This window comes from Neoroseomonas soli (assembly GCF_018129065.1).
In the GTDB taxonomy this organism is placed as follows: Bacteria; Pseudomonadota; Alphaproteobacteria; order Acetobacterales; family Acetobacteraceae; genus Neoroseomonas; species Neoroseomonas soli.
This window is the reverse complement of the sequence record NZ_JAAEDM010000032.1, coordinates 1-12,492: the sequence shown is the minus strand read 5'-3', so window position 1 is coordinate 12,492 and position 12,492 is coordinate 1. Positions and strand designations below refer to the sequence as shown.

Genomic DNA, 12,492 nt, shown 5'->3' with positions numbered 1-12,492 from the left:
AACCGTTCCGTGCGGCGATCGTCCGGATATCTCGATGCCGCCGCATCGATCGCCGCGACATGGCCGGCGCCGTCGTCACACCGCCGCGGTCACCGCCGCCGCGACGCGCTGCGCATCCGCCTCGGTCATGTAGGGGTGCATGGGCAGGGACAGGACCTGGTTGCACAGCGCCTCGCTGACCGGCAGCGGCGCCGGGCCGCCGGCGACCGCGCCGGCGTGCTGCGCCGCATAGGCCGGCTGATGGTGCAGCGGCTTCGGGTAGTAGATGCCGCAGCCGATCTGCTGCGCCGCCAGCGCCTGCTGCACCCGCGCGCGCGTTGCGGCATCCGGCAGGCGGATCGTGTAGAGGCCGCGGGCGCTTTCCGCCCCCGGCTGCGCCACCTGTACGCCCACCTTCCCGGCCAGCGCCGCGTCATAGGCCGCGCCGATCCGGTGCCGCTGGGCGAGCTCGCCCTCGAACAGGCCCATCTTGGCGCAGAGGATGGTCGCCTGCAGCGTGTCGAGCCGGCCGTTCATGCCGGTGCGCTCCACCTCGTAGCGCGTGCGGCCCTCGCCATGGGTGCGCAGCATGCGGAACAGTTCGGCCCGGTGCGGGTCGTCGGTCAGCAGCGCGCCGCCGTCGCCATAGGCCCCGAGCGTCTTGGTCGGGTAGAAGGACAGCGCCGCCGCCCCGCCCCAGCGGCCCAGCCGCCTGCCGTTCAGCGCCGCGCCGAAGGCCTGCGCCGCGTCGTCCAGGGCGAACATCGCCTCCCGCGCGCAGATCGCCTCGATCGCCGGCCAGTCGGCGGGCAGGCCAAACAGGTCCACGCCCACCACCGCGCGCGGCTTCAGCCGCCCGTCCTTCTTCACCGCGGCGATGCGGCGCTCGAGGTCGGCGATGTCGATGTTGAAGGTCTCGGCGTCCACGTCCACGAAGACCGGCGTGGCGCCCAGCACCAGCGGCACCTCGGCGGTCGCGGTGTAGGTGAAGGCCGGCAGGAAGACCGCGTCGCCGCGGCCGATGCCCTCGGCCATCATCGCGATCTGCAGCGCATCGGTGCCGGAGGAGACGCCGACCGCATGGGCGCAGCCGGCGAAGGCGGCGAGCTTCTCCTCGAGTTCCGTCACCTCCGGCCCGTTGATGAAGCGGCCGGAATCGAGCACCGCGGCGATGCGGCGATCCAGCTCGGGACGGATCAGCGCCTGCTGGGCCTTCACGTCGAACAGCGCGATGGGGGCGGTCATGATTCCTCGAAGCCTCACGCGATACGGAGCGCGGTTCTCTTAGACCCGGGTGCCGCGTCGCGCGAAATCACCCTTGGTGTCCTTGTGCAACGCCGCGGAGGCCAGGGCGGAACGATCAGCGTGCCGCCGCCTCCCTCGCCGGCTCGATGGTGCCGACCGGGCGCAGCGTGTCCCGCCAGCGCCCGCCGGCCAGCCCCTGCCGGTAGCCGTGGTCGAAGAGCGCGCGCATGAAGGCGGTGTCGAAGGGCTCGCTGCGCGGCGCCTGGAAGTCGGAATCGATATAGGCGAGCCGGAACCGCACCCCGTCCCGCTGCGCCGTCAGATAGATGCGGACGATGTCGTTGGCCGCGCTGAAATGCAGCAGCGTCGACGCAGACCGCCCGGCGATGGACAGGATCGAGCGGTTGGTACTCGCCCATTCCGCGTCCATCCGGCCGTTGCGCACCACCCAGGCGGTGCGTTCGCGCGGCCGACCGGCGTTGCGGACCTCGAGGCCGGGGGGCCAGAGGAACATCTGCACCGACGCCCCGCCATCCACGTGCATCTCCTGGTAGTGGGCGCCCTGGTGCTCGACGTCGATCAGCACCGGCGGGAAGGCCCCGGGGATGGAGGCGGAGGCGAGGAGGATGCGGCGGAACAGTTCGAGCGCATCGGGGTGCCCGCTCGCCGCGATGGCGCCGATGTTCCAGAACACCGGCCGGCCGAGGTCGAGGTTGGTGGTGCCGATCAGCAGCAGCCGCCCGCGGCCGTATTCGCGCGCGATCGCGGCCATCAGTTCCTCGTTCACGTGGCGTTCGATCAGGCGATAGAGGGGGGAGGTGTCGGCCAGTGCCTCCCCGAACAGCACCGCGCGCATCCGCCCGCGCATCAGCATGAGGTCGCGCGGGGCGACCTCGGTGAAGACCTCCCGCACTTGCGGGTCGTAGTCCGGGCCGAGGAAGGCGAAGGGGGCGATGAGCGCGCCAGCGGAAATGCCGGTCACGAGGTCGAAGGACGGCCGCTGGCCGGATTGCGTCCAGCCCACCAGCAGCCCCGCCCCGAAGGCGCCGTTGTCCCCGCCGCCGGACAGGGCCAGGAAATTCGCCGGCGGCAAGGCGCCGCGCCGGCCGGGCGGCAGCAGGGCGACCTGGCGCTCCTGCATCAGCCGCCCTTCGCGCAGCAGCGCGTCGCCCCCCGAATCGAGCCACAGCCGTGCATTGGGGATGCCGAGGACAGGCTCCGACTCGCTCACCGCCACGGGTGGGGGGTCGAGTCGCCGGATGCTGCCGCAGCCGGCCAGGGCCAGCAGAGCCAGGAACGCGCCCAGCAACCGCGCCGGCGCCCCTCGGCGCCAGAGCCAACCCTGCAACCTCATGCCGTGCGCCCCTTCTTCCCTGCCGATGTCCGCAGTGCCCGGCCCCGGCGCTGCCGGACGGGGAGCCGCAGTCTAGGGTGCGCCGGTCCCGGCCGGGAAGCGCCGCCGGGCCCGCTTCCCGGAAGCGTCACCCCGCGGGCGCTTCCCTCCGACGCGCAACCCGGTTTAGTTTCGGATCGATTTTGTGCAGCGCACACTAACACTCGCCTTCCGGTGCATGGGCTGACAGGCCCCAGCCGGCGGCAGGAACCAAGGCGACCGAAGACCCATGGCCCAACGCCCCGCCCGCCGCGCCGCCACGCGCGCGCCGATCCTCGTGGACCTCGCGCTGCAGGGTGGGGGCAGCCACGGCGCCTTCACCTGGGGCGTGCTGGACCGGCTGCTCGAGGAGGAATGGCTCGTCATCGAAGCCGCCTCCGGCACCTCGGCCGGGGCGATGAACGCCGCGGTGCTCGCCCACGGCCTGGCGATCGGCGGGCGGGAGGGCGCGCAGGATGCGCTGGCGGCCTTCTGGCGCCGCGTCTCGGAGGCCGCGGCGCTCAGCCCGCTGAGGCGCGGGCCGCTCGACGTGCTGCTCGGGCGCTGGTCGCTCGACCATTCGCCCGGCTACCTGGCGATGGACATCGCGACGCGCGTCTTCTCCCCCTACGACCTGGATTTCGGGCTGCCCAACCCGCTGGCGGCCATCCTGGCCGAGGCGGTGGATTTCGCCCGCCTCCCGCAGGCGCCGGTGAAGCTCTTCATCACCGCGACCAACGTGCACACGGGGCGGCCGCGGGTGTTCCGCAATGCCGACCTCTCGCCCGAGGCGCTGCTCGCCTCCGCCTGCCTGCCGATGATGTTCCAGGCGGTGGAGATCGACGGGCAGGCCTATTGGGACGGCGGCTATTCGGGCAACCCGACCATGACGCCGCTGATCGACGAGTGCGTGTCCGACGACACCATCATCGTCGGCATCAACCCGGTGGAGCGGCCGGGTATCCCGAAAAGCGCGCGGGACATCCTCAACCGGCTGAACGAGGTCGCCTTCAACGCCGTGCTGCTCAAGGAACTGCAGATGATGGCGCTGCTGCGTTCGGTGGCCGATCCCGGCAACGAGCGCACCGCCCACTGGGCCAGGATGCGCGTGCACCTGGTCCGCAGCGGGCTGCTGCTGGAACTCGGCGCCTCCTCCAAGCTCAACGCGGAATGGGAGTTCCTGACCATGCTGCGCGACGAGGGCCGCCGCGCGGCCGACGCCTTCCTGGCCGAGCACGGCGAGGCACTCGGCACCCGATCGACGCTGCCGATCGAATACCTGCTCCAGAAGGCGTGAGGCGATGGGCCTCCTCGGGATCCTCCTCGGCCTCGCGGTCCTCGTCTGGCTGGCCTATCGCGGCTGGTCGGTGCTGCTGCTGGCCCCGGTCGCGGCGCTGGTCGCCGCGGGCTTCGCGGGTGAGCCGCTGCTCGCGCACTGGACGCAGACCTTCATGGGCAGCGCGGCGCGCTTCGTCGCGCAGTTCTTCCCGCTGTTCCTGCTCGGCGCGCTGTTCGGCAAGCTGATGGAGGACAGCGGCTCGGTCGGCGCCATCGCGCGGTGGATGACGGCGAAGCTGGGGCCGCAGCGGGCGCTGCTCTCGGTCGTGCTGGCCGGCGCGGCGGTCACCTATGGCGGCGTGTCCCTCTTCGTCGCGATCTTCGTGCTGGTGCCGATGGCGATGGCGCTGTTCCGCGAGGCCGGCATCCCCCGCCGCCTGATGCCCGCGGCGATCGCGCTCGGCACATCGACCTTCACCATGTCCGCCATGCCGGGCACGCCGGCGATCCAGAACGCCATCCCGATGCCCTTCTTCGGCACCACGCCCTTCGCGGCGCCGGGGCTCGGCATCCTGGCCTCCGCCATCATGCTCGGCTTCGGGCTGTGGTGGCTGCAACGCGCCGAGGCCCGCGCGCGCGCCGCCGGCGAAGGCTTCGGGGACGAGACGCCCGCCCCCGTCGATGCCGCCGCCGACGACCCCGTGATCCGCGAGCGCGCCTCCACCGCGCGCGAATTCGACCCCGCCGAGATGCACCGCAGCCCGCATGCGGCGGGGGAACCGCCGATCCTGCTCGCGGCGCTGCCGCTGTTCGTCGTGGTCGGCGTGAACCTCCTCATGTCGATGGCCGTCCTGCCGAACATGAACGCGGATTTCCTCGCCGAGCCGCGCTGGGGCGGCACCAGCCTCGCGGCGGTCGCGGGCGTGTGGTCGGTGGCGGTGGCGCTGCTTGCCGCCATCCTGGTGCAACTCGCCACATCCTTCGCGCGGCTGCCGGACCTGCGGGCGACGATGGATGCCGGCGCCAATGCCTCGGTCCTGCCGATCTTCAGCGTCGCCAGCCTGGTGGGCTTCGGCGCGGTGGTCGCGGCCATGCCGGCCTTCGAGGCGGTGCGCGACTGGGTGCTCGGCATCGGCGGCGGGCCGCTGGTCTCGCTCGCGGCGGCAACGAACATCCTGGCGGCGCTGACGGGCTCGGCCTCGGGCGGGCTGACCATCGCGCTCGACGCGCTGGGGCCGACCTACATGGCGCTGGCGGCGGAAAAGGGCATCGACCCGGGACTGCTGCACCGGGTGGCGGTGATCGGGGCAGGCACGCTGGACAGCCTGCCGCACAACGGCGCGGTGGTGACGCTGCTCGCGGTGTGCGGGTCCACGCACAGGCAGTCGTACCTCGACATCGTCATGGCGTGCATCGTCGGCGCGCTGATCGCGCTGGCGGCGGTGATCGTGCTGGGGAGCACGTTGGGGTCGTTCTGACGCGGCGGAGAGGGGCGCCGCCCCTCTCCCCGCCACGGGTCCCCATTGCTGTTGCAAGCAACGTCAATGGGGACCCATCGGCCGAAAGGCCTTTGGAACCCGGGACCTCGTCAGGGATTTCGGAACGGGTGTGAGACGCGACAGGTGCGCCACGCTCCTCCCCGCGGCGTCACCCGCCGCCCGCGCCCTTGCCCGACAGCAGTTCCGCCACCCAGCGGCTGCCCTCGAACTGCTCGCAGAGCGTCAGCGCGGCGATCAGCACCGGCACGCCGATGAAAGCCCCGGGAATCCCCCACAGGAATGCGCCGAGGAATACCGCCACCAGCACCATGAAGGGCGACACCGCCAGGTGTTTCCCCGCGAGGCGCGGCTCCAGGTAGGACCCGATCAGGAACTGGATCACCTGCAACACCGCGAAGATGGTCACGACGGATTGCCAGGACCCGAATTGCAGCATGCCGACGGCGGTCGGGAAGACGGTTGCGACCAGCGGCCCGATGAACGGGATGTAGTTCAGCACGAAGGCGATGACGCCCCATTCGGCCGCAAGGTCGAGCCCCATGTAGAGCGCGAAGGCCCAGACCAGCACGCCCGTCAGCACGCTCGCGAAGGTCCGCACCAGCATGTAGGCGCGCAGTTTCGAAGCACTCGCAGCCAGTCCGGAGAGCACCCCGCGCGCCGCCGCGCTCTCCCCGCGCGCCGCGAGCTGCGAGGCCACCTGCCCCACTTCCAGCAGGCCGAGGATGACGAAGACCGCCGTCACCACCACGAAGCTGATGACGCCCTGCAACTGCGCGAGCACGCCCTGCGCGATGCGCACCAGCCAGCGCACGTCGAACTGCTCGGCGAGCGGACCGGCCGCCGCGATGCCCTGCGACTCGAGCCAGGCGATCTTGGCGTTGTACAGCGCCTGCAACTGGGACGCATTGGCCACCACCCACTGCGCCACGCGCCCGAAGGCCCAGGCGATGCACATCGCCAGCCCCGCGACGACGACGAGCGTGACCAGCACCGTGCCGATCATGGCGAGGCCCGCCGGCATCCGCGCCTGCACCACGCGCTGCACCGGCCAGACCAGCGCGATGACGAAGAAGGCGAAGACGACCGGCGCGAAGATGGTCTGGCCCGCCTGGAGCGCAGCCGCGACGAGCACGGTGGCGCAGAGGCCAACGAGGATGCGAAGTCCGCGATCGGTGGTCATGAGGTTCGGCAGCTTCCCGGGAATCGGCGCCAGCCTGGGTCGGCTGCACGCGCGGCGCAAGGGCTTCGATCCGGACGCGGTTCCGTGCGACACCGCTCGACGGGGACCCGGAGACAGGCATGACATCCTTCGCGAGGCGCTGGCTGATCCGCGCGGCGGCCGCGGTCGCGGCGGCATTGCTGCTGGTGCTCGGCGTCCGCGCCTGGGAAGCGACGCAGGGCCCGCCGCTCGCGCCCTGGCACCTGGTGGTGCCGGAGGAATTGTCGCCGGACGCCCTCGATGCCGCCGACTGGCGCGGCTGGCTCGCGACGGAGGAAGCCGCCTTCGCCACCGTGCGGCGGGAGGTGACGGAGGCGCTCGACCCCGCCGACCGTGTCCCGGCGAACCGCTTCTTCGCGGGCAGCCCGGTGAACCCGGCGCGCTTCGCGCGCGACTGGAACCGTTCCTTCGTGCTGGAGCCGGAGGGTGCCCCGCGCGGTGCCGCCGTCTTCCTGCACGGGCTGACCGACGCGCCCTTCAGCCTGCGCCACCTGGCCGAGGCCTATCGCGCGCGCGGCTTCCTCGCCATCGGGATGCGCATGCCCGGCCACGGCACCGTCCCCGCCGGCCTGACGCGCGCGGCCTGGGAGGACTGGATGGCCGCGACGCGCCTCGCGATGCGGGAAGCGCAGGCGCGGGTCGGGCGGGAGCGGCCGATCCACCTGGTCGGCTACTCGAACGGCGGCGCGCTCGCGCTCAAGCATCAGCTCGACGCCATCGAGGATGCGCGCCTGCCGCGCGCGGAACGCATCGTGCTGCTCTCCCCCATGGTGGGCGTGACCGCCTTCGCCCGCTTCGCCGGCATCGCGGGGTGGCCGGCGCTGCTGCCCCGCTTCGCCCGCGCCGCCTGGCTCGACGTGCAGCCGGAATTCAACCCCTTCAAGTACAACTCCTTTCCGGTCCAGGCGGCGCGGCAGACCCACCGGCTGACGGCGGCATTGCAGGCGCAGCTCGACCGGCTGGCGGGCGCGGGGCGGCTTGCCGCGCTGCCGCCGGTGCTCACCTTCCAATCCGTGGTGGACGCGACGGTCTCGACGCCGGCGGTGCTCTCGGCGCTCCATGCGCGCCTGCCGGCCAATGGCAGCGAGCTCGTGCTCTTCGACCTGAACCGGAATGTGAAGTTCGGCCCGCTCTTCGCGGCGGGGGCGGAGGCGGCGCTCGGCCGCATCGTCCCGCCCGCGCCACGCGCCTACGGCCTGACCATCGTCACCAACGCGGCGGCCGAGACCAACGCCGCCATCGCGCGCCGGACCCCGGTCGGCAGCCAGGAGGAAACCGCGATGCCGCTGGGCCTCGCCTGGCCGCGGGAGGTCTTCTCGCTCTCCCACGTCGCGCTGCCCTTCCCGCCGCAGGACGGGCTCTACGGCGCCGAACCCGACCCGGCGGAGGATTTCGGCGTGCGGCTCGGCGCGCTGGCCATCCGCGGGGAGCGGGGCGTGCTGGCGGTCGGGCTCGACTCGCTGTCGCGCGTCACCTCCAACCCCTTCTTTCCCTACCTGCTCGACCGGGTGACCGAGGCGCTGCCGGCGCGCTGACGCCCGCCCTGGGACGCACGAACCAGGGTGCGGGACGTTGGGCTCATGGTTTGGCCGCGCCGGGCAGCCCCGAGCCCGCCGTCATTCGCGTTTCGCTTGCGCATCCCCTCGGCGCGATGCATGACCCGACGACGCAATGACCTGCCGATACCGGCGACCATGGACCTCATGATGCAGTATTCGCCCATCCGGCCCTTCCTTCGCGCGGTCATGCCAGGCTTGCTGGCCCTCCGGCTGCTCGCCGCCTGCGACAGCGCCCCCCCACCCGCGCCGCCGGAAGTCCGCCCGGTGCGCGTCGTGACGGTGGAACGCAGCGCGGGCGGGGAAGTCGTCTCGCTGACCGGCACGGTGCAGGCCGAGACGGAGGTGAACCTCGCCTTCCGCATCGACGGGCGGATGGTCGAGCGGCTGGTCAACGTGGGCGACACGGTGCGCGCCGGCCAGGTGGTGGCGCGGCTGAACCGCGAGAACGAGGAGAACGGCCTGCGCGCCGCCCGCGCGCAGCTCGCCGCGGCCTCCGCCCAACTGACCGAGGCGCGCAACAACTACTGGCGACAGTCCGAACTGCTGCGCGACGGCTGGACCACCCGTGTCCGCTACGACCAGGCGGCGCAGACGCAGCAGAGCGCGCAGTCGGCGGTCGATGCGGCCCAGGCGCAGGTGGGCATCGCGGAAACCCGGCTCGGCTACACCGAACTCGTCTCCGACGTGAATGGCCGCGTCACCGCGCGCGGCGCCGAGCCCGGCGAAGTGGTGCAGCCCGGCCGCATGATCGTGCAGGTCGCCCGCGACGAGGGCCGCGACGCCGTCTTCGACGTGCCGCCGGTGCTGAAGGACCAGGCGCCGGCCAATCCGGTGATCGAGATCGTCCTCGCCACCGACCCCAATATTCGCACCACCGGCCGCGTGCGCGAGGTCGCGCCGCGCGCCGATGCCGTGACCGGCACCTTCCAGGTGCGCGTCGGCCTCGCGGACCCGCCACCGGCCATGCGCCTCGGCGCGACGGTGACGGGGCGGCTGACGCTCGGGTCCAGCGCGGGCTTCTCGATCCCGGCCTCGGCGCTTACGCGGGCCGACCGCGCGCCCGCCGTCTGGGTGGTGAATCCGGCGGACCAGACCGTCGCGCTGCGCACGGTCGAACTGGTGCGCCACGACCCCGGCCATGTGGTGGTCGGGACCGGCCTCGAAGCCGGTGAGATCGTGGTCACGGCCGGCGTCCAGGCGCTCAGGCCGGGCCAGAAGGTGCGCCTGCTCGGCGGCGCGCGATGATCGGGCCCAATCTGTCGGAATGGGCGATCGGGCGGCGTTCGCTCGTCGTCTACTTCATGATCGTCGCGCTGGTGGCGGGCTCCTTCGCCTTCCTCAAGCTCGGGCGCAACGAGGACCCCGCCTTCACCTTCCGCACCATGATCGTCTCCGCCGTCTGGCCGGGGGCGACGATCGAGGAGACGCTGCTGCAGGTGACGGAACGGCTCGAGCGCACCTTGCAGGAGACGCCGAACCTCGAACGGATCCGCTCCTACACCGTGCCCGGCCAGACCACGATCTTCGTGGACCTCAAGGGTGCTACGCCGCCCGCCGTGGTGCCGGACATGTGGTACCAGGTGCGCCGGCGCGTCGCCGATATTCGCCACACCATGCCCCAGGGCATGGTCGGGCCGTTCTTCAACGACGATTTCGGCGACACCTTCGGCATCATCTACGGCTTCACCGCCGACGGCTTCACCCAGCGCGAGCTGCGCGACCAGGTCGAGGCCGCGCGGTCGCGCCTGCTGCTGGTGCCGGATGTCTCGAAGGTCGAGATCCTCGGCGCGCAGGATGAGCGCATCTTCATCGAGTTCTCGACCGAGCGCCTCGCCGGCCTCGGGCTGAACCGCGGTGCGCTGATCGCGGCGTTGCAGGCGCAGAACCTGGTGCGCCCGGCGGGGCTGGTGGAGACCGGGCAGGAACGCCTCTCGGTCCGCGTCTCGGGCGCCTTCGCGAACGAGGCGGACATCCGCAACGTCAACTTCGTGGTCGGCGAGCGCATCTTCCGCCTGGGCGACATCGCCGAGGTCCGCCGCGCCACCGCCGATCCGCCGCAGCCGATGTTCCGCGTGAACGGCCAGCCCGCCATCGGCCTTGCGGTCGCGATGCGGGATTCGGGGGACATCCTGGCCCTCGGCCGCAACATCAAGGCGGCGATGGACGAGATCCGCGCCAACCTGCCCATCGGCATCGAGCCCGTCCTCGTGGCCGACCAGTCGGTGACGGTGGACGAGGCGATCGGCGACTTCACCGACAGCCTCTGGCAGGCGATCCTGATCATCATGGCGGCGTCCTTCGTGGCGCTCGGCATGCGGGCCGGCTCGGTGGTGGCGCTGTCCATCCCGCTGACGCTCGCAATCGTCTTCCCGCTGATGTCGGTGTTCGGCATCGACCTCCAGCGCATCTCGCTCGGTGCGCTGATCATCGCGCTGACCCTGCTGGTCGATGACGCGATGACGACCATCGACGCCATGATCCGGCGGTTGGCGGCGGGCGATTCCAAGCCGAAGGCGGCGACCTTCGCCTATTCCACCCTCGCCTCCTCCATGCTGATCGGCACGCTGGTGACCATCGCGGGCTTCGTGCCGATCGGCTTCGCGCGGTCCTCGGCGGGCGAATACACCTTCTCGATCTTCGCCGTGGTCGGCATCGCGCTGATCGTGTCCTGGTTCGTGGCGGTGATCTTCGCGCCGCTGCTCGGCATGGCGATCCTCAAGGCGCCGAAGGGCGCGGTGGAGCCCGTGAAGCCCGGCGCCATCCTGCGCGGCTACACCGCCTTCCTGACCATGGCGATGCGGGCGAAGTGGGTGACCATCGCCTTCACCGTCGTGATGTTCGGCGCCGCAATCTTCGCCATGCAGTTCGTGCCGCGGCAGTTCTTCCCCTCCTCCGACCGCACCGAGTTGCTGGTCGAGGTGACGCTGCCGCAGAACGCCTCGATCTTCGCGAGCGAGGAAGTGGCCCAGCGCCTCGACGCCGCGCTCGCCGCCGATCCGGACGTGCAGCGCTGGAGCACCTATGTCGGCCGCGGCGCCATCCGCTTCTACCTGCCGCTGAACGTGCAACTGGCCCTGCCCTTCTTCTCCCAGGCGGTGGTGGTGGCGAAGGACCTGGCGGGGCGCGAAAGGCTGCACCGGCGGCTCGAGACGCTGCTCGCCGAGCAGTTCCCCGCCGCCGTCTCGCGCGTCTATCCGCTGGAACTCGGCCCGCCGGTCGGCTGGCCGCTGCAATACCGCGTCAACGGGCCGGACATCGAGCGCGTGCGGGAGATCGCGCAGGATGTCGCGAAGATCCTCGCCGACACACCCGGCGCGCGGCATGTCCATTTCGACTGGATGGAACCCTCTCGCCAGTTGCGCGTGCGGGTGGACCAGGACCAGGCGCGACTGCTCGGCCTGTCCTCGGCGGAACTCGCGGCCGCGATCAACGGCGCGGTCACGGGCACGACGATCACGCAGGTGCGCGACGACATCTACCTGATCGACGTGGTGGCCCGCGCGACCTCGGACCAGCGGCTCTCGCTCGATACGCTGCGCTCGCTCCAGGTGTCGCTGCCGGGCGGGCGGACGGTGCCGCTGACGCAGCTCGCGACCTTCGAGCACACGCAGGAATACCCGCTGATCTGGCGGCGCGACCGCGTGCCGACACTGACCGTGCGCGCCGACGTCAACCCCGGCGTTCTGCCCGACACGGTGGTCGCCGCGGTGCAGGGGCGCATCGACGCGCTGAACGCGCGGCTCGAACGGCCCTACCGCGTCGACCTCGGCGGCATCGCGGAGGAAAGCGCGGACAGCCAGGCCTCGGTCATCGCCGTGGTGCCGATGATGCTGCTCATCATGCTCACGCTGCTGATGTTCCAGCTCGGCTCCTTCCGGCGGCTGGGGCTGGTGCTGGCGCTGCTGCCGCTCGGTATCATCGGCGTGGTGCTGGCGCTGCTGGCCTTCAACCGGCCGCTCGGCTTCGTGGCGATCCTCGGCATCCTCTCGCTGCTCGGCATGATCGCGAAGAACGCGATCATCCTGATCATGCAGATCGAAGCCGATCGCGAGGAAGGCAAGGATGTCTGGAACGCGGTGATCGCCGCGGCGTCCTCCCGCCTGCGCCCGATGCTGCTGACCGCGGTCTCGACCGTGCTCGGGCTGATCCCGATCGCGCCGACGGTGTTCTGGGGGCCGATGGCCTTCGCCATCATGGGCGGGCTGATGGTCGCGACGCTGCTGACGCTGGTCTTCCTGCCGACGCTCTACGTCACGGTGTTCGGCGGGAAGCCGCCGGGACCGGCCGCGGAAGCGGCGCCACCCGCCCCGGCCGCGGGCTGAGATGGCGGCGGCCGGCGCC

The 12,492-nt window shown here is 71.6% G+C and carries 8 protein-coding genes; 5 read left to right on the top strand and 3 right to left on the bottom strand.

The genetic code is table 11. From position 1 onward, the window contains the following. Nucleotides 1–75: 75 nt before the first annotated feature. Nucleotides 76–1,224 carry a DegT/DnrJ/EryC1/StrS family aminotransferase gene (locus GXW76_RS12940; protein ID WP_211862444.1) on the bottom strand — a complete coding sequence of 383 codons (1,149 nt, stop codon included), beginning with the start codon at nucleotides 1,222–1,224 and terminating at the stop codon, nucleotides 76–78. Nucleotides 1,225–1,339: 115 nt separating this feature from the next. Next, a complete protein-coding gene (locus GXW76_RS12935; RefSeq protein ID WP_211862443.1) occupies nucleotides 1,340–2,578 on the bottom strand; it encodes a patatin-like phospholipase family protein in 1,239 nt (412 codons plus the stop codon). Nucleotides 2,579–2,846: 268 nt separating this feature from the next. On the opposite strand from GXW76_RS12935, the gene GXW76_RS12930 reads away from it, so the two are divergent. Continuing rightward, nucleotides 2,847–3,893, top strand: a complete 1,047-nt coding sequence (locus GXW76_RS12930) for a patatin-like phospholipase family protein (protein WP_211862442.1) — start codon at nucleotides 2,847–2,849, stop codon at nucleotides 3,891–3,893. 4 nt (nucleotides 3,894–3,897) lie between these two features. Beyond that, complete coding sequence (locus tag GXW76_RS12925; RefSeq protein WP_211862441.1) at nucleotides 3,898–5,352, top strand: GntP family permease; 1,455 nt, start codon at nucleotides 3,898–3,900, stop codon at nucleotides 5,350–5,352. 169 nt (nucleotides 5,353–5,521) lie between these two features. Here GXW76_RS12925 and GXW76_RS12920 read toward each other — a convergent pair whose 3' ends face one another. Next, a complete protein-coding gene (locus GXW76_RS12920; protein WP_211862440.1) occupies nucleotides 5,522–6,553 on the bottom strand; it encodes an AI-2E family transporter in 1,032 nt (343 codons plus the stop codon). A 119-nt stretch (nucleotides 6,554–6,672) separates the two neighbouring features. Here GXW76_RS12920 and GXW76_RS12915 point away from each other — a divergent pair, with 119 nt between their 5' ends. From GXW76_RS12915 to GXW76_RS12905, 3 genes are all read left to right on the top strand, one after another. Continuing rightward, entirely contained in the window at nucleotides 6,673–8,127 is a 1,455-nt protein-coding gene (locus GXW76_RS12915; RefSeq protein ID WP_211862439.1) for an alpha/beta hydrolase, read from the top strand. A 120-nt stretch (nucleotides 8,128–8,247) separates the two neighbouring features. Continuing rightward, nucleotides 8,248–9,396 (top strand): efflux RND transporter periplasmic adaptor subunit, encoded by a 1,149-nt coding sequence (locus GXW76_RS12910; RefSeq protein WP_246514226.1) that lies wholly within the window; start codon nucleotides 8,248–8,250, stop codon nucleotides 9,394–9,396. After that, nucleotides 9,393–12,473 carry an efflux RND transporter permease subunit gene (locus tag GXW76_RS12905; RefSeq protein WP_211862438.1) on the top strand — a complete coding sequence of 1,027 codons (3,081 nt, stop codon included), beginning with the start codon at nucleotides 9,393–9,395 and terminating at the stop codon, nucleotides 12,471–12,473. The genes GXW76_RS12910 and GXW76_RS12905 overlap by 4 nt, the downstream gene beginning before the upstream one ends. Nucleotides 12,474–12,492 lie beyond the last annotated feature (19 nt).

Coding starts and splice junctions, on each gene's coding strand:
- GXW76_RS12915 (WP_211862439.1), top strand. CDS start 6,673: ATGACATCCTTCGCGAGGCGCTGGCTGATCCGCGCGGCGGCCGCGGTC.
- GXW76_RS12930 (WP_211862442.1), top strand. CDS start 2,847: ATGGCCCAACGCCCCGCCCGCCGCGCCGCCACGCGCGCGCCGATCCTC.
- GXW76_RS12925 (WP_211862441.1), top strand. CDS start 3,898: ATGGGCCTCCTCGGGATCCTCCTCGGCCTCGCGGTCCTCGTCTGGCTG.
- GXW76_RS12910 (WP_246514226.1), top strand. CDS start 8,248: ATGACCCGACGACGCAATGACCTGCCGATACCGGCGACCATGGACCTC.
- GXW76_RS12935 (WP_211862443.1), bottom strand. CDS start 2,578: ATGAGGTTGCAGGGTTGGCTCTGGCGCCGAGGGGCGCCGGCGCGGTTG.
- GXW76_RS12920 (WP_211862440.1), bottom strand. CDS start 6,553: ATGACCACCGATCGCGGACTTCGCATCCTCGTTGGCCTCTGCGCCACC.
- GXW76_RS12940 (WP_211862444.1), bottom strand. CDS start 1,224: ATGACCGCCCCCATCGCGCTGTTCGACGTGAAGGCCCAGCAGGCGCTG.
- GXW76_RS12905 (WP_211862438.1), top strand. CDS start 9,393: ATGATCGGGCCCAATCTGTCGGAATGGGCGATCGGGCGGCGTTCGCTC.